The 22,178-nt window shown below is 73.5% G+C and carries 15 protein-coding genes and 1 riboswitch; of the genes, 11 read left to right on the forward strand and 4 right to left on the reverse strand.

Going from position 1 to position 22,178, the window contains the following annotated elements:
* The first annotated feature begins 48 nt into the window (after positions 1–48).
* From N8J89_RS09360 to N8J89_RS09380, 5 genes are all read left to right on the forward strand, one after another.
* Positions 49–936 carry a hypothetical protein gene (locus tag N8J89_RS09360; RefSeq protein ID WP_283663938.1) on the forward strand — a complete coding sequence of 296 codons (888 nt, stop codon included), beginning with the start codon at positions 49–51 and terminating at the stop codon, positions 934–936.
* A gap of 181 nt (positions 937–1,117) precedes the next feature.
* On the forward strand, positions 1,118–2,497 hold the full coding sequence (locus N8J89_RS09365) for an NYN domain-containing protein (protein ID WP_502868432.1): 1,380 nt from the start codon (positions 1,118–1,120) through the stop codon (positions 2,495–2,497).
* Positions 2,498–2,799: 302 nt separating this feature from the next.
* Positions 2,800–2,953: riboswitch (cyclic di-AMP (ydaO/yuaA leader) on the forward strand.
* A gap of 14 nt (positions 2,954–2,967) precedes the next feature.
* Positions 2,968–4,008, forward strand: coding sequence for a C40 family peptidase (locus N8J89_RS09370; protein WP_283663939.1), 1,041 nt, complete (start codon positions 2,968–2,970; stop codon positions 4,006–4,008).
* 88 nt (positions 4,009–4,096) lie between these two features.
* Complete coding sequence (locus N8J89_RS09375) at positions 4,097–5,455, forward strand: basic secretory protein-like protein (protein WP_283663940.1); 1,359 nt, start codon at positions 4,097–4,099, stop codon at positions 5,453–5,455.
* A 10-nt stretch (positions 5,456–5,465) separates the two neighbouring features.
* Positions 5,466–6,602 carry a glycosyltransferase family 4 protein gene (locus tag N8J89_RS09380; RefSeq protein ID WP_283663941.1) on the forward strand — a complete coding sequence of 379 codons (1,137 nt, stop codon included), beginning with the start codon at positions 5,466–5,468 and terminating at the stop codon, positions 6,600–6,602.
* Here the strand turns inward: N8J89_RS09380 and N8J89_RS09385 are convergent.
* The 4 genes from N8J89_RS09385 to N8J89_RS09400 form a co-directional block, all read right to left on the reverse strand.
* The gene (locus N8J89_RS09385) at positions 6,587–9,679 is read right to left on the reverse strand and encodes an AfsR/SARP family transcriptional regulator (RefSeq protein ID WP_283663942.1); all 3,093 of its coding nucleotides are present in this window, start codon (positions 9,677–9,679) and stop codon (positions 6,587–6,589) included. The genes N8J89_RS09380 and N8J89_RS09385 overlap by 16 nt on opposite strands.
* Positions 9,676–12,897 (reverse strand): AfsR/SARP family transcriptional regulator, encoded by a 3,222-nt coding sequence (locus tag N8J89_RS09390; RefSeq protein ID WP_283663943.1) that lies wholly within the window; start codon positions 12,895–12,897, stop codon positions 9,676–9,678. Before N8J89_RS09390 ends, N8J89_RS09385 begins: the two co-directional genes overlap by 4 nt.
* 28 nt (positions 12,898–12,925) lie before the next feature.
* Positions 12,926–16,108, reverse strand: a complete 3,183-nt coding sequence (locus N8J89_RS09395; RefSeq protein WP_283663944.1) for an AfsR/SARP family transcriptional regulator — start codon at positions 16,106–16,108, stop codon at positions 12,926–12,928.
* Between the two features lie 188 nt (positions 16,109–16,296).
* Positions 16,297–18,084, reverse strand: a complete 1,788-nt coding sequence (locus N8J89_RS09400; protein ID WP_283663945.1) for an AMP-dependent synthetase/ligase — start codon at positions 18,082–18,084, stop codon at positions 16,297–16,299.
* Positions 18,085–18,195: 111 nt separating this feature from the next.
* On the opposite strand from N8J89_RS09400, the gene N8J89_RS09405 reads away from it, so the two are divergent.
* From N8J89_RS09405 to N8J89_RS09430, 6 genes are all read left to right on the forward strand, one after another.
* The gene (locus tag N8J89_RS09405; RefSeq protein ID WP_283663946.1) at positions 18,196–18,573 is read left to right on the forward strand and encodes a polyketide cyclase / dehydrase and lipid transport; all 378 of its coding nucleotides are present in this window, start codon (positions 18,196–18,198) and stop codon (positions 18,571–18,573) included.
* 9 nt (positions 18,574–18,582) lie between these two features.
* The gene (locus N8J89_RS09410) at positions 18,583–19,020 is read left to right on the forward strand and encodes a DUF1801 domain-containing protein (protein ID WP_283663947.1); all 438 of its coding nucleotides are present in this window, start codon (positions 18,583–18,585) and stop codon (positions 19,018–19,020) included.
* Positions 19,021–19,129: 109 nt separating this feature from the next.
* Positions 19,130–19,651: a Uma2 family endonuclease gene (locus N8J89_RS09415; protein WP_283663948.1), complete on the forward strand. Its 522-nt coding sequence runs from the start codon at positions 19,130–19,132 to the stop codon at positions 19,649–19,651.
* A gap of 26 nt (positions 19,652–19,677) precedes the next feature.
* Positions 19,678–20,466 carry a metallophosphoesterase family protein gene (locus N8J89_RS09420; protein WP_283663949.1) on the forward strand — a complete coding sequence of 263 codons (789 nt, stop codon included), beginning with the start codon at positions 19,678–19,680 and terminating at the stop codon, positions 20,464–20,466.
* Positions 20,467–20,492: 26 nt separating this feature from the next.
* Complete coding sequence (locus tag N8J89_RS09425; protein ID WP_252485793.1) at positions 20,493–20,933, forward strand: SRPBCC family protein; 441 nt, start codon at positions 20,493–20,495, stop codon at positions 20,931–20,933.
* 26 nt (positions 20,934–20,959) lie between these two features.
* On the forward strand, positions 20,960–22,174 hold the full coding sequence (locus tag N8J89_RS09430) for an ArsA family ATPase (RefSeq protein WP_283663950.1): 1,215 nt from the start codon (positions 20,960–20,962) through the stop codon (positions 22,172–22,174).
* Positions 22,175–22,178 lie beyond the last annotated feature (4 nt).

Raw genomic sequence — 22,178 nt, forward strand, 5'->3', positions numbered from 1 at the left:
CAAGCGCTTACACCTGCCCTGAACCACCAATCCACCTGGGGAAACGCAATGGTGCACGGCACTGCCACCGCCGAGGCGCTCCGCGAGCGCATCCTCGGCCCCGACGCGCCCGAGTTCTGGTCCACGACCCGGGTCACCTACCTGGAGTCGCTCAAGGCCAGCCGGGTCATGTTCCTCGACGGCTACGACACGATGCTGCACCTGGTCGGGGTCAGCGAGGACACCGCCAAGGTGTTCGAGCCGCTGGTGATCCACTTCCTGGCCCTGGTCTACCAGGCCGACCTCGCCTACGAGGAGGCCCAGGTCAACGGGTCCTTCGAGGTCGACCTCGGCTGGCGGCGGGACATGGAGGACCTGCTGGAGGGCTACGGCCTGCTGGACGGGCAGGCCAGGGCGCGGCTGGACGACCTGCAGCGGTACTTCGAGCTGGAGGGGCAGCTGCTGCTCGGCCAGGTCGAGGTCACCGAGGACTCGGTCTACGAGGTGCTCTCCATCCGCTCCTCCGACATCGCGCTGGCCATCCCGCTGATGCTCAACCTGGTCGGCGTGGACCCCAGGATCGTGGACGAGCTGGTGCGGGTGAACAAGCCGCTGTACATGCTCTGGGAGATCGCCGACGACGTGCCCTCCTACGCCAAGGACGTGGCCGCGGGCAGCTACAGCACGATCCGGATGTACGCGAAGATCTTCGGCGCCGAGCGTGGCCGGGCCAAGCTGGAGGAGTTCCGCGCCCGGCTGGTGGAGCAGGCCTGCGCGGAGTTCGCCAAGGTCTCGGCGACCACGCTGCGGATCTTCGTCAGCTCGCTGGCGCCTGCCTGGCTGATGCCGGTGGTGCGCCGGATTCCGCGCGGACTGCTGGTGCGAATCCTCCAGTCTTCCATGCGCAAGGACAAGATGAGCAGGCCAGAATTACCCACAATGGTCGACGAGAACTGAGAGATTTACGCAATTCGGTCCGGCGTTGCTTTCCTGGCACAAAACTGTCAGGAGCGCGCACTCAATTGTTGAATGGACGTGCGGCGGCCTTGTCGTGGCGCGGGCGTGATCAGGTTGTTGCCGAAGCGTCGCCGAGCGTAACCACGGGCGCGCGCCGAGGGGGTTGACGGCGGCTAACCTTATGCGGGTGTTCCCGTTGCCCGCGCAGACCAGCCACGACCGGCCGGAACCCGACCTGGGTCCGTCCGCTGTGGACGGTGCGCCGCCGTCGGAGCCCGAGGTGGACTTCGACACCCTGCCGGAGGCGGTTCGGGTGCGGCTCGCCGAGCTCTCCGCCGAGGCGCTGGGCACCATGCCCCAGCTCGACATCCCGCAGCCGCTGCGGCCGGTGGCCCGGTTCGCCCCGGCCAAGCGGGCCAGGCTGGGCGCCGGGCCGCTGCTGGCCGCGCTGCGCGACTCCGCGGTCTTCCGCAACGCGGTGGTGCAGTGGTGCCGGGAGCACCGGCCCAGCACCCTGGAGCTCGCGCCCGGCGACCCGGTGGCCACCGCGGCCGCCGCGGTGCTGCTGGCCGATCCGGCCGCCCCGCTGCACGTGGAGCTGGTGGCCAGGCGCTCGGTGGACGCGCAGCTGCGGGCCGAGCGGGACGCGGCGCTGTCCCGGCTGGAGCGGCTGGAGGCCGAGCTGGCCAGGGTGCGCGCCGAGCTGGCCGAGGCCAGGGGCGCGGCCGAGCAGGTCCGGCAGGAGGGCGAGGCCGAGCTGGACCGGCTGCGCAAGCGCCTGCGCGAGCAGGGCGTGAAGCTGCGCCAGGCCAAGGACGAGGCCGAGGCGGCCCGGTCCGCGCTGAGCAAGGGCCACGGCGAGACCGAGGCGGTGGTCGCCGCGGTCACCGCCGAACGGGACAAGGAACGGGAGCGGGCCGAGGTGGAGCGGCTCAAGGCCGCCCGCGCCCAGGCCGAGGCCGAGGTGGCCAGGCAGTCCGCCCGCGAGGCCAGGCAGGCCGACGAGGTCCGGCTGGGCCTGCTGGTGGACACCCTGGCCGGCGCGGTCACCGGGCTGCGCAGGGAGCTGGCCCTCGGCGGCAGCGGCCCCCGGCCCGCGGACACCGTGCGCGGGGCCACCCCGGCCGCCGGCGCGGTCGGCCGGGTGCAGGACCCGGCCGCGCTGGACCGGCTGCTCGCGCTGCCCACCGTGCACCTGGTGGTGGACGGCTACAACGTGACCAAGACCGGCTATCCCGAGCTGACCCTCTCCGAGCAACGGGACCGGCTGGTGCACCAGCTCGCGGTGCTGGCCGCGCGCACCGGGGCCGAGGTCACCCTGGTCTTCGACGGCGCGGGCGTGGTCGCGGTGCCCGCCTCCGTGCCGCGCGGGGTGCGGGTGCTCTTCAGCGACCCCGGGGTGCTGGCCGACGACGTGATCAGGGCGCTGGTCACCGCCGAGCCGGAAGGCCGCCCGGTGGTGGTGGTGACCTCCGACCGCGCGGTGGCCGACTCGGTGCGCAGGCGCGGCGCGCACCCGGTGCCCTCGGCCGTGCTGCTGGCCAGGCTGGGCCGGGTGTGAGTCCACCCATACCCGCTATACGTGTGGCGCTCGTCACTTTTCCCGGGTGAACCATCGTGCAACCAGGAACGGTCCGTGTCGGTGCGTGGCCGGAGTTGATCTCCGGAGAGGGGGAACACCGCAGGTCGCGCCGAATATGGTGAGCGACTACACAGCGCTGTTGTATCGCTGGGTAACTACTCCGATCGGGCGGCTGGGTCACGGCCAAACATCGGCCTACCCCCGGCGGTGGACTGCGGGCCTCACTACTCGTAACCTGTCCGAGATCTCGCGGCGGACCGTCGTCCAACCGAGGACGACACCGCGAGTCACCGCCGAATCGGCCTGTCGGGGGGCCGAACCGGGGACCCAGGCAGTTGGGGTGAATCGGGCGGGCCTTGATCGAAGGCGCCGCGCGTAGGGCGACTTCGGGCCCGAACCCGTCAGCTAACCCGGTAAGCGGTAGCGAGCACGAAGGAGTAGTACGCCACGTGGCGTCGCATCGACTCAAGCGCACGATGCGCGGGGCCCTCGCGGCCTCAGCAGTGGTCGTAGCTGTAGGCATCGCGCCGACGACCCCCGCGCTGGCCGACCCGGAACTGCCCGCCAACGCCTCCGAGGCGATGAAGCAGCTCCAGGAACTGGCCAAGGAGACCGAGAAGCTCGCGGAATCCCTGCACGAGGCCCAGGACGACCTGGACAAGAAGAACGCGGACCTGGCCAAGGCCAACAAGGAGGCCGAGGACGCCAGCAAGCTGGGCGCCCAGGCTCGCGAGCAGGAGCAGGCACTCCGCCAGGACGTCGACAAGGTCGCCGCCGCCGACTTCGAGGGCGCCCGGCTGAGCCAGGTCGAAGCGCTGATGACCTCGTCGTCGCCGCAGGTGTTCCTGGAGAAGATGTACGTGCTGGACCTGATCGCGGGCGACAACAAGGACGCGATCGACAAGCTGCACGCGACCATCAAGCAGGCCGAGGACGCGGCCAAGCGGGCGGTGGACGCCAAGGACCGCGCGCAGAAGGCCACCGACGAGGCCCAGCGGATCAAGGCCGAGCTGGACAAGCGCGACGCCGAGCTGAAGAGCCGCACGTCCAAGGTGAAGGCGCAGTACGACAAGCTCACCGCGGACGAGAAGAAGAAGCTCAAGGGGCCCGAGGACAACTCGGTCATCGACATCCCCGGCAACAGCGGCATCGCGGGCGCGGCGCTGCAGAAGGCGCTGAGCAAGCGCGGCTCGCCCTACGTCTACGGCGACGAGGGTCCGAGCACCTTCGACTGCTCCGGCCTGGTCTACTGGGCGTACCAGCAGGTCGGCATGACGCTGCCGCGGTCGAGCTCGCAGCAGGCCCGGATCGGCACCGCGGTGCCGCTCAACGCGATCCAGGCGGGCGACCTGGTGGCCTACAAGGGCCACATCGGCATCTCGGTCGGCAACGGCAAGATGGTGCACGCGCCCACCACCGGTGACGTGGTCAAGATCGCCCCGCTGCAGAGCGGGATCATCGCGGTCCGCCGGGTCGGGGTCGGGTCCTGACCCAGACGGGTAGATAAGTCTGTTTTTCCGCGGGGCCGTCACCGATCGGGTGTCGGCCCCGCGGCCATTCCCGTCCTAGGATGCAGCTGTGTCCGGGGTTGGCCGGTACAGGAGTTGGCTGGTCGCCGCGGTGGCCGCCGTGCTGCTTGCTGGGCTGGCCGTGGTCGCCACCCCGCAGGCCAGGGACGTCGTCGGCCCCGGGCCTCAGGTCACCACCCTGGACGCGGCGGGCCGCCCGGTTCCCCCAGAGGCGCCCGCCACCTCGGCGGAGGCCCCGCGCGCGGCCGCGGTGGCCGAGCTGCTGCGCCGCCGGGCCGAGGCGGTGCTGCGCAGGGACGAGGCCACCTTCCTGGCCACCCTCGACCCCAACGCCGACTCCGCCTTCGGCACCGCCCAGCGCAACCTGTTCGTCAACCTGGCCGGGGTGCCGCTGAGCAGCTGGCGCTACCAGGTCGAGCCGGCCGAGGCGCTGGGCACCTCGGGGCTGACCTCCTACGCCCCCGACGCCGACGAGCTGTACTCGCCAAGGGTCGAGCTGAGCTACGCCATCGGCGGCGGCGACGCGGTGGCCACCAGCAGGCCGATGGGCTACCTGTTCGCCCGCTACGGCGACAGCTGGTACCTGACCTCGGACTCGGCGCTGGAGGCCCAGGGCCGCCGGACCTGGCGCGGGCCGTGGGACTTCGGGCCCTGCCAGGTGCTGACCACCAACTCCGGCATCGTGCTCGGCCACCGCGCCAACCAGGCGCTGGCCCAGCGGGTGGCCAAGGAGCTGGACGCGGCGGTGCGCGCGGTCAGCGAGGTGTGGGGCCGGGAGTGGTCGCAGCGGGTGGTCGTGGTGCTGCCGGAGACCACCAGGGAGCTGCAGGCCACGGTCGGCTCGGAGTTCGCGGTGGACTCCATCGCCGCGGTCGCCCTGGCCGACCGGGTGGACCACGAGCAGCAGCTGGTCGAGGGCGCCCGGATCGTGTTCAACCCCAAGACCGCCACCCGCCTGTCGGCCAGCGCGCTGCGGGTGGTGCTGCGGCACGAGATCACCCACGTGGCCGCCCGCGCCGCCACCGTGGACGGCGCGCCGATGTGGCTGCTGGAGGGCTTCGCCGACTACGTGGGCTACCGCGGCTCCGGCATCGCCCCCACCGAGGCCGCCCCCGACCTGACCCGCCGGGTGCGCGCCCAGGACGGCGTGCTGGACCTGCCCGCTGACACCGACTTCCGCTCCGGCGGCCAGCGCCTGGACGTGGCCTACCAGTCCTCGTGGTCGCTGTCGGCGCACATCGCCGAGCGCTACGGCGAGGCCACGCTGGTGGAGCTGTACCGGCGGCTGGCCAGGGCGGGCCAGACCGACACCGCGGGACAGGACCGGATACTGCGCGAAGTGCTCGGCGTGGACCGCGCGAAACTCCTCATCGGCTGGCGAGAGTTCCTGCGCAAGACATACGGCTAAGGTTCGCCCCGTGCGCCGCACCTTGCTGGTCACCAACGACTTCCCGCCCCGTCCCGGTGGCATCCCGGCGTACCTGCACTCGCTGGCCACCGCGCTGCCCCCGGACAGCCTGGTCGTCTACGCCCCGGCCTGGGACGGCCCGGTGGGCTCGGCGGCGGACTTCGACGCCGCGCTGCCGTTCCCGGTGATCCGGCACGCCAGCCCGCTGCTGTTGCCCGAGCCCGAGGTGGTGGCCAGGGCCACCGACATCCTGCGCGCCGAGGGCTGCACCGCGGTGTGGTTCGGCGCGGCCGCCCCGCTGGGCCTGCTGGCCGCGCGGCTGCGGGTGGCCGGGGCGCGCCGGGTGGTGGCGTGCAGCCACGGCCACGAGGTCGGCTGGTCCATGTTCCCGGGAGCGCGCTGGGCGCTGCGCCGGATCGGCGCGGCCGCGGACGTGGTCACCTGCGTGAGCCGGTACACCCGCTCGGCCATCGCCTCCTCCTTCGGCCCGCTGGCCGCGCTGGAACACCTGCCGGCTGGGGTGGACGCCACCTACTTCCGCCCGGACTCCGTTGCCCGCCAAGAGATCCGCCGCCGCCACCGGCTCGGCGCGGCCCCGGTGGTGCTGTGCGTCTCCCGCCTGGTCCCGCGCAAGGGCCAGGACGCCCTGATCCGCGCCCTGCCCCGGATCCGGCACCAGGTCCCCGGCGCGAAGCTCCTCCTGGTCGGCGGCGGCCCGTACCTCAAGCGCCTGCGCCGCCTGGCCAGACAGTCCACTGTGGACGAACACGTGATCTTCACCGGCGCGCTCCCGATGACCGAGGTCCCCGCCTACTACGCCGCCGCCGACGTCTTCGCCATGCCCTGCCGCAAACGCGGCTTCGGCCTGGACGTCGAAGGCCACGGCCTGGTCTTCCTGGAGGCCGCGGCCAGCGGGCTGCCGGTGGTGGCCGGGGACTCCGGCGGGGTGCCGGAGACGGTGCGGGACGGGGTCACCGGCAGCGTGGTGGACGGGCGCTCGGTGCGCGCGGTGGCCGAGTCGGTCGGGCGGCTGCTGGGTGATCCGGAGCTGGCGGCGAGCATGGGGCGGGCCGGGCGGGAGTGGATGCGCCGGGCCTGGCGCTGGGACGCCGCGGGGGCCCGGCTGGCGGGTTACCTGGACGGCTGAGCCGCGTCCAGCTCGGCGAGCAGCGCCAGCGTCTGCCCGGTGCCACCCTCGTAGCCGGTCTCCTGGAAAGCGGTCAGCGCGGCCCGCGCGTGCTGGGCCGCCACCGCGGTCGCGCCCAGCCGCTGTTCGGCCCTGGCCAGCGCCAGCAGGCCGCGGGCCTCGAAGGTCCGCTGGTGGGTCCGCCGGGCCAGGGCGACCGCCTCGCCGGCGACCCGCCGGGCCTCGGGCAGTTCGGCCAGGTCGAGGTGGGCCAGGGCGTTGCCGAGCAGCGCCTGCGTCATCTCCTGGAACTGGCCGAGCGGGGCCGCCTGCTGGTAGGCGGCGGCGAAGCGGTCGGCGGCGAGCCGGGGCCGTCCCCGCCGGTGCTCCGCGATGCCCTCGGCGAGCAGCCCGTAGGCGCTGTTGAGCCTGCGCCGCACCGGGTACGGGTCGGTCCGCAGCGCGGTGATCTGCCGCTGCGCCTGCTCGTAGTCGCCCAGCTCCGCGTAGGCCTCGGCGATCAGGCCGGCGCCGACGGACTCCGGGAGCGCGATACCCAGTTTCCAGCGCAGGTCCCGGCAGCGCGACAGGCTGCGCACGGCCAGCTCGGGCCGCCCGAGGCGGACCTGCTGATCGGCGAGGTCGGCCAGGGCGAGCGTCTCCAGCCCCGCCGCGCCGAGCTCGGCGAAGATCTCGATCGCGGCGGAGACCTGCGCGCCGGACTCGGCGAGGCGGCCCAGCCGCATGGTCGCCGCGCCGAGGTGGGTCAGCGCCACCCCCTGGACCAGCCGCGAACCCGCCGCGGTGGCGATCCGGTGGGCGCGCTCGAAGTACACCTGGGACCGGTCCAGCCGGCCGGCGAGGCCGTGGGCGTGGCCGATGCGGATCAGCGCGAGGGCTTCGCCCGCGGGCAGGCCGAGCCGGGTAAAGACCAGCTTGGCCTCAGCGCCCAGCCGCACACTGGTGCGGTAGTCCCGCCGCCAGAGCAGGATCTCGCTCAGGATGCCCCGCGCGTCCGCGCCCGCCCGGAGCGCTCCGGCCCGGTCCGCTGCTTCGACGGTGCGCCGGGCGAGGACGACCTGCTCGGCGTGCTGGTACTGGATGTAGAGCACCCGCAGCATCGCGATGCCCAGCAGCGCCGCCCGCTCCGGATCGGCGTCGACAGCGCGCCCCTGCACCCCGGTCAGGGTGGCGAACTCGGTGTCGAACCACTCCAGGCCCTCGGCCGCGGTGCGCGGTCGCGGCCAGGCCCGCTGGGGCGACCAGTCGTCGAGCGCGGTCTCGGTGCGCGGCCCGTACAGCAGGCCGATCAACTGCACCGTGCCGGTCAGGCAGTGCTCGAGCAGCCGGTGTTCGGCGGCCGCCCGGTCCGCGGGGGCGTCCTCGGCCTGGTGGCGTTCCGCGGCGTAGAGGTGGAGCAGGTCGTGCGCGCGGTAGCGCCCCGGCCGGTACTCGTCGACCAGGTGCGCGTCGGCCAGTTCGGCCAGTGCGGCCCCGGCCGGTTCCCCGGCGAGCGCCGCCGCGGTCGGTTCGGTGAGGTCCGAGCCGGGCGTCACGCTCGACAGCCGGAACATCCGGCGGGCCGGGACGGTCAGCGCGCGGTAGGACAGGTCGAAGGCGCGGCGGACCACCGTGTCCTGGTCGTCGTCGATGGCCAGTTCGGCGAGCCGGTCGCGGCCGGCCAGGCGGTGCAGGTAGGCGCCGAGGTCGGGGGAGGACAGGCCCGCGATGTTGGCCGCGGCCACCCGCAGTGCGAGCGGCAGCCGGGCGCACAGGTCAGCCAGCTGGGCGGACTCGGCTGGGTGGGCCTCGACCAGGTCCGGGCCGAGGATGCGGGTGAGCAGGGTTCGGGCTTCGGCCGGGTTGAGGACGTCCAGGGTGACGCGGCGGCACTCCGGCAGGCCGGGGATGACGCCGCGGCTGGTGATCAGGGTGCGGCAGTGCTTGCCGGTGGGCACCAGGGGGGCGACCGTGGTGGCGTCGGCGGCGTTGTCCAGCAGGACCAGGAAGCGGCGGTCGGCCAGCAGGGACTGGTACAGGCGGGCGCGGCCCGGTTCGTCGGCGGGGATCTCGGACTCGGTGAGGCCGAAGGCGCGCAGGAAGCGGGCCAGCACGGCGAAGGTGGTGGGTTTCTCCTCGGGGGAGTAGCCGCGCAGGTCGACGTAGAGCTGGCCGTCGGGGTAGCGGTCCTTGAGCAGGTGGCCGATGTGCACGGCCAGCGCGGTCTTGCCGACGCCGGGCTGGCCGTAGATCACCGTGCAGCCGTGCGGGGCCGTGGTGATGGCCTCGACCAGCTCCGCGCGGCCGACGAAGTCGTTGATGTCCAACGGGAGCTGGTGGATGGGCAGGCCGCCGCGCGGGGCAGGGGGCGGGGTGGCGCGGGGGTGCTGTTCGGTCAGGATGGCCTGGTGCTGGGCGCGCAGTTCCGGGGACGGGCGGATGCCGAGCAGTCTGCTCAGGGTCTCGCTCGCGGTCTGGAAGGCTTGCAGCGCCTCGGCTTGGCGGCCGGAGCCGGCCAGCGCGAGCATCAGCTGGGCCCAGTGCCGTTCGCGCAGCGGGTCCTGGGTGGTCAGCTGTTGCAGCTCCGGCACCAGCTCGGCGTGCCCGCCCAGGGCCAGGTCCAGGTCGATCCGGCGTTCCAGCGCCTGCTGCCGTTCGGCTTCCAGTCCGGCCGCGGTGACCCGCAGGGCGGGGGAGAAGACGTCGGAGAGCGCGGGGCCACGCCACAGTGCCAGTGCGGCGCGCAGGGTGGCGCGTTCGGCGTGCGGGTCGCCGCCCGCTTCGGCGACCAGGGCGCGGAAGCGGTGCAGGTCAACGGAATCGGGCTGGACCTCGGCCAGGTAGCCGGTGGCGGTGGTGCGCAGCACCGGTTCGGGCAGGGTGGCGCGCATGCGGCGGATGTAGGTCTGCAGCGCGTTCTTCGGGTTGCGCGGGGGCTGCTCCCACACCTGCTCGGTCAGCTCGGTGATGCTCACCGGCCGCCCTGGGCGCAGCAGCAGCGCGGCCAGCACGGTGCGGTGCTTGCCGGGCAGCGCGGGCAGGAGCTGTCCATTGTGGACTGTCTCGGTGGGGCCGAGCAGCCGGAACTCCAGTGTCACGGGGTGGCTCCGTGCTCGGCCAGCCTGGCCCGGACGGCGCTGGTGTCCACCACGCCCATGGTCACGTAGTGTGCCAGCGCCTCTGTCCACAGTGGACGGGCGACACGCGGGCCGTGGGTGGCCAGTCTGGCCCGGCCCAGCACCTCCAGCGCCTGCGCCTCACCCGGTCGCCTGCCGGTCTCCCGGTGCACCGCGATCGCGGACTCGGCCAGCCCGGCCGCGGTCTCCGGCTCGCCGAGGTCCAGCCGCACCACGGCCAGCTCGGTGAGCGCGTCGCCGAGCGCGGTGCGCAGGCCCCTGGTGCGGGCCATCTGCTCGCCCTCCTCGGCGTGTGGCAGCGCCGCGGCCGGGTCGCCCTGGCCCCGGCGCACCGCGGAGACGCCGAGGCAGATCAGCACCGGGACCGCGGGGTGGCCGCCGGAGGTGCTGGCCAGCTCGCGGGCGGCCCGGTAGTGCCGCAGCGCCTCGGGCCACTCCCGGTGCGCGCGGTGGATGGCCGCGATCAGCGTGCGGGTGGCCGGTTCCAGGCGGTCCCGCGAGCTGCCCGCCTCGCTGGCCAGCACCCGGTCCAGGTGCACCCGCGCGGCCGCCACATCGCCCCTGGCCAGCTCGAACCGGGCGCGGGCCTCCTCGACCAGGCGCTGCTGCAACCGGCCCAGGCGCTGGGCCAGCCGCTGCGCCTGGGCCAGCCGCCGGCCGGCCTCGGTGAACTCGCCCACCCCGGCCAGGGTGTCGGCCAGGTGCACCAGGCACAGCGTCTCCGACTCGTGCGCCTGTAGCCGGTGCGCGATCCGGTAGGCGTGCTCGATCCGGGCGACCGCCTCGGGCAGCCGGCCGACCGCGACGTAGGCCGAGTGCAGGCCCTGGCTGGCGTAGCCCTCACCCGCCGGGAACCCGGCCTCGGCGCTGAGCCGGATCGCCTCGGTGTAGCGGGCGATCGCCCGGTGGAACCGGGTGGCGACCTCGTAGGCCATGCCGATGTTGGTCAGCGCCATGGCCTTTCCCGAGCGGGAGCCGACCTCGCGGTAGCGGCACACCGCCAGCGCGCCGTGCCGCACCGCCTCGGCCACCCGCCCGTACACCGACAGCGCCCCGCTGAGCGCGTTGTGCATGTCGGCCTGCCCGAGGACCAGGCCCTGCCGCCGCGCCGAGCGCAGCCCGGCCTCGCAGCTGAGCACCTGCTCCTCGAAGTGCCCGTTGGTCCAGAAGTGGGTGGTCAGCGCGGTGGCCAGGGCCACGCACAGCTCGTCCGGCTGCTCCTGGGTGGCCAGCACGGCGGCCACCAGGGTGGCGCGTTCGGCGTCCAGCCAGTGCTTGGCGCCGTCGGAGTCGGTGAAGGGGGCCTGCTCGCCGACGCCCTCGCGCGGGGCCTCGGCGTAGAGCAGCACGGCGGCGTAGCTCGCACAGTCCAGCAGGTAGGCCAGCAGCCGCTGCCGCGCCTCGGCCACCGCCTCCGGCGGGTCCTCCAGGTCGCGCTGCCTGCCGGTGTAGAGCCGGAGCAGGTCGTGGAACTGGTAGCGGCCCTCGCGGTGCTCCTGCACCAGGTGCGCGGTGGCCAGCTGGTGCAGCAGCTCGGCCGCCTCCTCCCGGGTGCACCCGGTGAGCACGGCGGCGTGCGCGGCGGTGAAGTCGGGGCCGGGCACCAGGCCGAGGTCGCGGAAGACCCGTTGCGCGGCAGGGGAAAGCGTGGCGTAGGACAGGTCGAAGGCGCGGTGCACGGCCGCGTCGTCGTCGCCGTCGATGGCCAGCGCGGCCAGCCGGTTGCCGGTGGCCAGCTCGTGCACGTAGCCGGGCAGGTCCGGCTCGCCGCGGACGGTCAGGTTGGCCGCGGCGATGCGCAGCGCCAGCGGCAGCCGCGCGCACAGACCGGCCAGCTCGGCGGCGGCCGCGCGGTGCGCCGCCAGGTGTTCCGGGCCGAGGATCGCGCCGATCAGGTCCAGGGAGTCCTGTTCCCCCAACGGGTCCAGCCGGATCCGATGACAGTCCACAGTGGACAGCGCGTTGCGGCTGGTGACCAGCGCGGCGCAGCCGGGGGTGTCCGGCAGCAGCGGCAGCAGCTGGGCCGCCGAGCCCGCGTTGTCCAGCAGCACCAGCACCCGCCGCCCGGCCAGCAGCGCCCGGTAGCGGCTGATCCGGTCCGCGGTGCGGTAGGGAACCTGGTCGGCGGGCACGCCGAGCGCGCGCAGGAACTGGCCGAGCACCTGGGCGGGGTCGAGCTGCTCGCCGGGGCAGTAGCCGCGCAGGTTGACGTAGAGCTGGCCGTCCGGGAAGGCCGGGCGCAGCAGGTGCCCGGCGCGCACCGCGAGCGCGGTCTTGCCGATGCCGGGCTGCCCGCACACCAGCACCCGCTGCTCCCGCTGCCGCGCCAGCAGCTCGCCCAGCTCGGTCAGCTCGGTGTGCCGGCCGGTGAAGTCACTGATGTCGGAGGGCAGCTGGCAGGCCGGTCGCCACAGCTCGGCCGCCGGTGGCGGCGCGGCCAGCCCAGGGGCGTTGGTCAGCACCGCCTCGTGCGTCCAGCGCAGCCGGGCCCCCGGCGAGATGCCCAGCTCGGCCTGCAGGGTGGCCGCCGCGGTGGCGTAGACCTGCACCGCCTCGGCCGGGCGCTGGGCACGGTAGAGGGCGACCATCAGCTGGCTCCAGAACACCTCCCGCACCGGGTGCCGCCGGGTGAGCAGCTGGAGCTCGCCGATCACCGCGTTGTGCTCGCCGCGGTCCAGGTCCAGCTGGATCCGCCTGGCCAGCGCGGTCAGCCTGCGCTCCTGCCAGCGGGCCGCCTCCGGTTCGGTGAAGCCCGGCGCGGGCACGTCGGCGAAGGGCTCGCCGTGCCACTGGGCCAGCGCCGCGGTCAGCTCGGCGTGCTCCACCTCGGTGTCCTGGGCCTCGTCCGCGCGGCGCAGGTGCGCGGCGAACCGGTGCAGGTCAACGGCTTCCGGCGGCACGTCGAGCAGGTAGCCGTGCGCCACGGTGCGGATCACCTCGGCGCCCAGGCGGGCGCGCAGCCGCTGCACGTAGGTGTGCACCGCGCCGCGCGGGTTGCGCGGCCGGGCGGCCTCCCTCGGCCACAGGTGGCCCGCGATGGCGTCCGCCTCGATCGGCTTGCCGGGACTGAGCAGCAGGCAGGCCAGCAGCACCCGGTGCTGGGCCGCGCCGATCCGCAGCACCCGGCCGGCCCTGCTCACCTGCAACGGACCGAGGACCTGGAACTCCAGCCCGGTCACGCCACCACCCCCCTTCCGCTCAACCTGTCTACTCGACCCCCGCCGGCTCGCGCTGGCGCCCCCACACCAGCGTGAACAACTCCCGCGCCCGCGCCAGGTACGGCGCCGCGGCCCCGGCCTCCGCGCCGCGACCCAGTCCCTCCGCGATGAGCAGCAGGGTGCGGGCCTCGCCGAGCCGGTGGCCGGTCTCGGCGTGCACGTCCAGCGCCTGCTGCGCGGTGGACAGCGCCGCGGCCAGCCCGTCGGCGCCCAGCGGGTCCGCGGCCAGCCAGGCGGCGGCCAGCGCGGTGAGCGCCTGGCCGACCTTGACCCGGCGGCCCGACGCCCTGGCCACCCGCTCGGCCTCGCGCCCGCAGTGCAGCGCCTCCTCGGCCGCGCCCGCCGCGGTGTGCGTCTGGGTGAGCACGATCAGCGCGTCGATCTCGGTGCTCGCGTGCGCGATATCGCGGGCCAGGCCGAGAGAGCCGGTGGCGGCGCGCAGCGCGGCGGCGTGCTCGCCGGCGGCCAGGTGCAGCGCGGCCTGGGTGCACAGGGTGTCGCACTCGGTGCGCCGGTCGTCCACCGCCCGCGCGTTGGCCAGCGCGGCCTCGGCGTGCCGGGCGGCTTCGGCGTGCTCGCCGAGGTCCAGGTGCACCTTGGCCAGGGCTTCCTCGGTGTTGGCCTGGTCGTAGCGGGAGCCGTGGTCGGCGTAGAAGGCCAGCGCCTCGGTCAGCTGGTCCGCGGCCAGGCGCAGCTGCCCGAGGTCGGCCAGCACGATGGCCAGGTTGACCAGGGTGCTGTAGGCCAGCGCCCGCGCGCCCAGCTCGCGGTGCAGGTCGACCGCCCGGTGCAGGTGCCCGGCGGCCTCGGCGAGCCTGCCGAAGACCGCGTGCGCGATGCCCAGGTTGTTCAGCGTGGTCGCGGTGGCCGCGGTCTTCGGGCGACCGGCGCGCAGGGTCAGCGCGCGCTGGAAGTGCTCGACGGCCTGCTGGTAGTCGCCGCCGTTGCTGTGCGCGGTGCCGATGTTGTGGTGCATGGTCGCGGCCGCCTCGACCTCGCCGTGCTCCTGGGCGGCGCGCAGCGCGGCGTGCCCGGCGGCCAGCCACTCCGCGGTGTGCCGGTGCGCGTAGAAGTACAGCCGCAGCGAGTCGATCAGGTGCCAGGCGGTCTCCGGCGGCCCGTGCCCGGCGGCGTGGTGCACCGCGGCGAGCAGGTTGGGCCGCTCGGTGTCCAGCCAGGCCAGCGCCTCCTGGCCGGTGGCGAACTCGGGCGCGGGGACCAGCCCGGTGCCCCTGGACAGCAGCAGCGCGTCCGGGTAGAGCCGCCGGATGGCCTGGTCCGCGCCCCGCAGGTAGCCCGCGAACAGCCGTCGGCGCGCGGCCGCCAGCTCCTCGGGGCTGTCCTCTTCCTCGCCCAGGTCCTGGGCGTAGCGGCGCAGGAGGTCGTGGAAGTGGAACCGTGCAGGCGAGTGCTGGCCGACCAGGTTGGCCGCGGTCAGGCGGTCCAGCAGGCGGTCGGCCTCGGCCAGGTCGACATCGGCCAGGGCCGCGGCGGCCGGTGCGGTGAAGTCGGGGCCGGGGACCAGGCCGAGGTGGCGGAACAGGCGGCGGACGTCGGCGGGCAGCGCGGTGTAGGACAGGTCGAAGGCGGCGTGCACCGCGACCTGGTCGTCACCGTCGATGCTCAGCGCGGCGATGGTCCCGGCGCGCAGCTCGTCCCGGTAGCCGCCCAGGGTGTGCCGGGGGTTGCTGACCAGGTTGGCCGCGGCGATCCGCAGGGCCAGCGGCAGCCGGGCGCACAGCTCGGCCAGCCCGTCGGCGGCGCTCGGCTCGGCGGCGATCCGGTCCGGCCCGAGGATCGCGGCCAGCAGGTCCCGCGCCTCCGGCCGGTCCAGCACCTCCAGGGTGAGCCTGCGCGCGCCCTGCAACGCGGTCAGCCCGCGCAGGTCGTCCCGGCTGGTCACCAGCACCCCGCAGTGCGGCTCGGCGGGCAGCAGCGGGCGGACCTGCTCGGCGGCGGCCGCGTTGTCCAGCACCACCAGCACCCGGCGGCCGGTGAGCAGCGACCGGTACAGCGCGGCCTGCTCCTCGATCTCGGTCGGGATCTGCTTCTGCGGCACGCCCAGCACCCGCAGGAAGTGCGCCAGCGCCTCGGCCACGGTCATCGGCTGGCTGCTGGCGTGCCCGCGCAGGTTGATGTGCAGCTGGCCGTCCGGGAAGCGTTCGCCCAGCCGGTGCGCGGCCCGCACGGCCAGCGCGGTCTTGCCGATGCCCGGCGGTCCGGCCAGCACCACGATCGGCGCGGCCGTGCGCGGGCCGGAGCTGGACAGCAGCTCCCCGATCCGCCGCAGCTCACCGGCCCGGCCCACGAAGTCGGCCAGGTCCGGCGGCAGCTGGCGGAGCACGCCCTGGCGCGGCTGGGCGGGCAGGTCGGCCGGTGGCTCGACCGGGCGGGGCGCGGCCAGCGCGGGGTCGTTGACCAGGATCGCCCGGTGCAGCTGGCGCAGCGGCTCACCGGGGTCGATGCCCAGCTCCTCGGCCAGGGTGTCGCTGAGCTGGCCGAACACCCGCAGCGCCTCGGCCTGCCGGTCGCAGCGGTAGAGGGCCAGCATCAGCTGGTGCCAGAACCGCTCGCGCAGCGGGTGCTCGGCGGTGAGCCGGTGCAGCTCGGCGGCCAGCTCGGCGTGCCTGCCCAGCTGGAGGTCGACCTCGATCCGGCGTTCCAGGGCTTGCAGCCGCTCCTCGGCCAGCCGGGGCGCCTCGTCCCGGCGCAGCGCGTCCGAGGGCACCCCGGACAGCGCCTCGCCGCGCCAGAGCGCCAGCGCCCGGCGCAGGCAGTCCGCCTCCCCGGCCGGATCCGCGGCCGCGGCCAGCGCCCGGCCCCGTTCCAGCAGCTCGCGGAAGGTGAACAGGTCGAGCTGGGCGGAGCCGAGCCGGATCAGGTAGCCCTCGGGGCGGGTGTGCACCAGCTGGCCGGGGCCCGGCTCGTCGCCGAGGGCCTGGCGCAGCCGCATCACGTAGGTCTGCAGGGTGCCGCGGGCGCGGGCGGGCGGCGTGTCGCCCCAGATCCGGTCGAACAGCTCCTCGACCGGCACCACCTGGTTGGCCCGCAGCAGCAGGGTGGCCAGCAGCGCCCGGTGTTTTCCGGCTCGCACCTCCACCGGCAGCCCGCCGCGGCGGACCTCGACCGGCCCGAGGATCCGGAAAACCACCTCCTTGGGCGCCGATTCCATGAATTCCTTCCCCCCGTGCCCTGGTTGCGGGCACCATGAAGCCTGGGCCGACCGTGCCCCGAACACTGTAGGCGTCCGCGTTAGTCACACGTCAGCGAGACGACAGCGCCGTCCGGCAACCTAGTTGTCAGGGGGGCCGGGTGGCCCGCGCTACAGGGGGACGAAGCGCGGGCCACCCGAAATTCTTCTCAGCTGTACATGCCGGAGATCTCGGTCGAGTAGGTCTCGTTCACCACGTTCCGGCGCAGCTTCAGACTCGGCGTCAGCTCGCCACCGGCCTCGGTGAAGTCCACCGGCAGGATCCGGAACTTCTTGATCGCCTCCGCGTTGGAGACCGCCTGGTTGGCCTCGGCCACCGCGGCCTCGATCTCCCCGCGCAGCTCGGCGTCCTCGACCATCTCGGCCACGCTGGCGTCCTCGGGCTTGCCGTGCTGCTTCTTCCAGGCCGGGAAGAACTCCGGGTCGATGGTGATCAGCGCGGCGATGAACGGCTGCCGGTCGCCGACCACCATGCACTGGCTGATCAGCGGGTGCGCGCGCAGCCGGTCCTCCAGCACCGCGGGGGCCACGTTCTTGCCGCCGGCGGTGACGATGATCTCCTTCTTCCGCCCGGTGATGGACAGGAAGCCCGCGTCGTCGAGCTCGCCGAGGTCACCGGTGTGGAACCAGTCGTCCCTGATCGACTCGGCGCTGGCCGCCTCGTTCCGCCAGTAGCGGCGGAAGACGATGTCGCCCTTGATCAGCACCTCGCCGTCCTCGCCGATGCGCACCGAGGTGCCGGCCACCGGGCGGCCGACCGAGCCGATCCGGATCGCGTCCTGGGTGTTCACGCAGGCCGCGGCGCTGGTCTCGGTGAGGCCGTAGCCCTCGTAGACGGTGACGCCGACGCCGCGGAAGAAGTGCGCCAGCCGGGCGCCGAGCGGGGCGCCGCCGGAGACCGCGGCCTGGCAGCGGCCGCCGAGGGCGTTGCGCAGCTTGACGTAGACCAGCTTGTCGAACAGCGCGTGCTTGAGCTTGAGGCCCAGGCCCGCGCCGCCGTGGTCCTGCGCCTCGCTGTAGGCCACCGCGGTCGCCTCGGCCAGGTCGAAGATCTTGCCCTTGCCCGCGGCGTGCGCCTTCTGCTTCGCGCCGTTGTAGACCTTCTCGAACACCCTGGGCACCGAGACCACGAAGGTCGGCCGGAAGGTGCCCAGGTCGGCGACCAGGTTCTTCACGTCCGCGGTGTGCCCGACCGTGGTGCGGGTGTAGACCGCGCACACCGCGAGCACCCTGGCCAGCACGTGTGCCAGCGGCAGGAAGGCCAGCATCGAGTTGCCGGGCTGCAGCAGGCTGGGGAAGGCGGCGATGTCGGAGCGGATCTCGGCCAGCAGGTTGCGGTGGGTCAGCTCGCAGCCCTTGGGACGGCCGGTGGTGCCCGAGGTGTAGATGATGGTGGCCAGGTCGTCGGCCCGCACCGCCGCGCGCCGGTTGTGCACCTCGCTGTCGGGCACGCCCTTGCCCGCTTCGGTGAGGCTGGTCACGGCGCCGTTCTCGATCTGCCACACATCGGACAGTTCGGGCAGGTTGCCGCGCACGCCGTCCAGGGTGCTGCGGTGCGCCGAGGTCTCCACGACCACCGCGCGGGCGCCCGAGTCGGACAGGATCCACTCGATCTGACCGGCCGAGGAGGTCTCGTAGATCGGCACGCTGACCGCGCCGGCGAACCAGATCGCGTAGTCGAACAGGGTCCACTCGTACCGGGTCTTGGACAGCAGCCCGATCCGGTCGCCCTGCTGGACGCCCGAGGCGATGAAACCCTTGGCCAGCGCGACGACCTGGTTGGCGAAGTCCTTGGCGGTGACGTCCAGCCAGGTGCCGTCGACCCGTCTGCGGAAGCTCACCGCCGTCGCGAACCGCTCCGCGTTGGCCCACACCATGTCGGTGAGGTTCTCCTCATCGGCCACGGTGGCGGTGGCCGGGACGCTGAACTCTCGCACGTCAACCTCGCTAACGCAGGGAGGGTGTTACTGACGGGTTAACCTAGCTCCTTGTGACGCTGTGACAATAGGGCGTAACCCAGCTGTGGCCGTTATGGCACGCTTTGTCCCATGTCCTCGGTAGACGTGGTCGACGAACTCTTCATCACGGTTCCCCCGTCCACCCTGGCCGCCAGCCTCGCCGATCCGGCCTCCTGGCGCGCGTACTGGCCGGACCTGGAGCTGACCGTCTACGCCGACCGCGGGGCCGAGGGCCTGCGCTGGACCGTGGGCGGGGCCCTGGTCGGCACCATGGAGCTGTGGCTGGAGGCGGTGCTGGACGGCACCGTCGTGCACTACTTCCTGCGCGCCGAACGCCCGGGCGAGGTCCCGTTCACCCCGCGCGAGGCCCAGCGCGAGACGGTGCGCCGCCAGCGCGCCCAGAAGAAGGTCGCGTTCACCTGGAAGGACCTGTTCGAGGCGGGGCGTCCTGTCGGGGTCGCGCCTTAGCCTGCGGGTATGCAGAGCAGCGCGAACACCGTCGAGGACTACCTGGCCGAGCTGCCCCCGGACCGCCGCGAGACCGTGGCCGCCGTCCGCGAGGTGGTCCTGGCGAACCTGCCCGAGGGCTACGAGGAGGGCATGGACTTCGGGATGATCTGCTGGCACGTCCCGCTGAGCCGGTACCCGGACACCTACAACGGCCACCCGCTGGGCTACGTGGCGCTGGCCTCGCAGAAGCAGTACCTGTCGCTGTACCTGATGGGGGCGTACGCGGACGGGGACGACTTCCGGGCGCGGTACGAGGCGACCGGGAAGAAGCTCAACATGGGCAAGTCCTGCGTGCGGTTCAAGAAGCTGGCCGACCTGCCGCTGGAGCTGATCGGCGAGGTGGTGGCCGAGGTGACGCCGGAGCAGTACATCGAGATCTATGAGAAGGCCCGCGGCCTGCGGTGAACCGGGGTGGCTTGCCGGACCTCGGCGAGCATCGGAAGCGGCGGGGCGGGGCTGGGACGCCGTGGTCGAAGTTCGAGCGCAACGCCAAGGCCGAGGCGGTGCTGACGCGGTGACCGCGCTTCCGCAGACCACTCTTTTTCGCCTCCTGACCATCGACGACTACCTCGCGCTGGGTGAGTTCGAGCACGGCTACACCGAACTCCTGGAAGGCCGTCTCTTGCTGACTCCTGGCCTGGCGCCGCGGCACAGCAGGGCCATCTACCGGTTCATGGCCGAGCTCGAACGGCAGCTCCCCGGCGACCTCGAAGCCGTGCCACAAGCCGACATCGACCTGGAACTCGCCCCTCCGGACGAACCCGGCTTCTCGCGGCGACCGGATCTTGTCGTGGTCGACCGCTCCGTGCTGCCCAGGATCGAGGCGGCGGGGGGCATGATCCGGGCCTCCGAGGTCCGCGTGGTCATCGAGTTCCTCGTGCCTGGCGCACAGCGCACCGTCACCGTGACCAAGCGCCTGGAGTACGCCGACGCGGGTATCCCGCACTACTGGATCGTCGACCTCTCCCGCGCCACCGGCACCTTCACCACCACGGTGCCCTTCCCCGTCACGATCGACCTGGGCCGCCTCAACTGATCCCGCCGCTCGCCTAAAGTCGTTCCGTGCGAGTTCATGTGGTCTCCGACGTCCATGGCAACGCCGACGCGCTGGCCCGTGCCGGTGACGGAGCGGACGCGCTGGTCGTGCTTGGGGACCTGCTGGACTTCGTCGACTACCACAACCACGAGCGCGGGATCTTCGGCGCGGTGTTCGGCGCGGAGAAGGTTCGCCAGTTCGCTGAGCTGCGCAAAGGCGGGCGGCGGGGGGAAGCCGGGGCCTTTGTCCGGTCGTTGTGGGCTGGGCTGGCGGATGCCGCGGCGGTGATCGAGGAGGCGGCGCGGGAGCAGTACGCGGCCATGTTCGGGGCGATGTCCGCGCCGACCTATGCCACGCCCGGCAACGTCGACCTGCCGTACCTGTGGAAGGAGTTCGCCGGGTCCGATCTCCAGGTGCTGGACGGGGACGTGGCCGAGATCGGCGGGTTGCGGTTCGGGTTCGCCGGTGGGGCGCTGCTGCTGCCCGGCACCTCGCTGCCGCGGAACGCGCCTTGGCTGCCCTACCTCCGCTCGGCCGAGGAGTTCGGCGAGGCGGTGCTGGAGCTCGGCGCGGTCGACGTGCTCTGCACGCACATCCCGCCCGCCCGGGCCGAGCTGACCTACGACGTGGTGGCCCGGCGGGCCGAGCTGGGGTCCTCGGCGATCTTGCAGCTCATTGACCGGGACCGGCCTCGGTGGTCGGTGTTCGGGCACGTGCACCAGCCGTTGGCCCAGCGGATGCGGATCGGGCGGACGGAATGCGTCAACGTGGGTCATTTCCAGCGGCGGGAGCGGCCCTACGTGCTGCGGTGGTGACCCCCGAACGCGGTAACCTCCCCGCTATGGCCGACCAGTCCACCCAGTCCATCGTCATCGCCGCCTCGCCAGAGGAGATCATGGCGGTGATCGCCGACTTCGTCAGTTATCCCGACTGGGCCGACCAGTTCAAGTCCGTCGAGGTGCTGGAGACCGATGGGGCGGGCCGGCCGAGCCAGGTCCGGTTCAAGGTGGACGCCGGCGCGTTCAAGGACGAGTACGTGCTCGCCTACGACTACAGCGAGGACGGCCGCTCGCTCGGCTGGAACCTGGTCAAGGGCACCATGCAGAAGGCCCAGAACGGCCGCTACCAGCTGGCCGAAGAGGGCGCGGGCACCAAGGTCACCTACTCGCTCACCGTCGAGCTGGCCATCCCGATGATCGGGCTGTTCAAGCGCAAGGCGGAGAAGATGATCATGGATATCGCGCTGAAGAACCTCAAGCGGCGGGTCGAGAGCGCGGGCTGAACCGGCGTCCCGGAGAATCGTCACTCGTGCGTGTCCTGCTGTTCACCGGCAAGGGCGGGGTGGGCAAGACGACCCTCGCCGCCGCGACGGCCGCCCGCCTCGCGGCAGGCGGCCACAAAGCGCTGGTCGTCTCCACCGACCCGGCGCACTCCCTCGGCGACGCCCTGGGCGCCCCGCTGACCTCCGCGCCCGCCGAGGTCGAGGGCGCGAACGGGCTGTACGCGGCCCAGATCGACGCCCGTGGCCTGGTCGACGGGGCCTGGCAGGAGCTGCGCGGGCACCTGCACACCGTGCTGGCCGGCGCCGGGGTGGACGAGCTGGACGCCGAGGAGCTGACCGTGCTGCCCGGCGTGGAGGAGCTGCTCGCCCTCGCCGAGGTCGAGCGCGCCGCGCGCCTGGGCCCGTGGGAGACGGTGGTGGTGGACTGCGGTCCGACCGCCGAGACGCTGCGCCTGCTCGCGCTGCCCGAAGCCTTCGCCGGCTACCTGGAACGGCTCTTCCCCACCCACCGCAGGGTGGTCCGCGGCCTGCTCGCCGGTGTCGCGGGCAGCGCTACGGTGGAGAAGTGGGACGCCGCGGCCGAGGCGCTGGGCAGGCTGGCGGTGCGGCTGGAGGCCCTGCGCGACCTGCTGGTCAGCCCCGAGCACACCAGCGTCCGGCTGGTGCTGACCCCGGAGCGGGTGGTCGCCGCCGAGACCCGGCGCACGCTGACCGCGCTGGCCCTGCAAGGCATCCGGGTGGACGGGCTGGTCGCCAACCGGGTGCTGCCCGACCTGGGCGCCGGTGGCCGGGGCGCCGCTGCCCAGTGGCTGCGCACCCGCCGCGGCGAGCAGGACACCGTGCTGGCCGAGCTGCACGAGGCCACCGACGTGCCGGTGCGCATCGTGGAGCACCGGGCCGCCGAACCGGTCGGGGTGCCCGCGCTGCTGGAACTGGCCGCCGAGCTCTACGGCGAGGGCGACCCGCTGGCCGGGGCCGACCGGCCGCCGCTGGTCTCGGTCAGCGGCGGTGGCCGCGGCCTGGACGCCCGCTACGAGCTGCACCTGGCGCTGCCGCTGCTGGCCGAGTCCGCAGTGGACCTGGCGCGGGTGGACGACGACCTGGTGGTCACGGTGGACGGCAGGCGCAAGCTGGTCGCGCTGCCCGCGGCGCTGCGGCGGTGCGAGGTGACCGGCGCGGCCGCCGGGACCGAGGGGCTGACCGTGCGGTTCCGGCCCGACCCCCGGCTCTGGATGCGGTGAGGCG

The organism is Crossiella sp. CA-258035 (genome assembly GCF_030064675.1).
GTDB lineage: Bacteria > Actinomycetota > Actinomycetes > Mycobacteriales > Pseudonocardiaceae > Crossiella.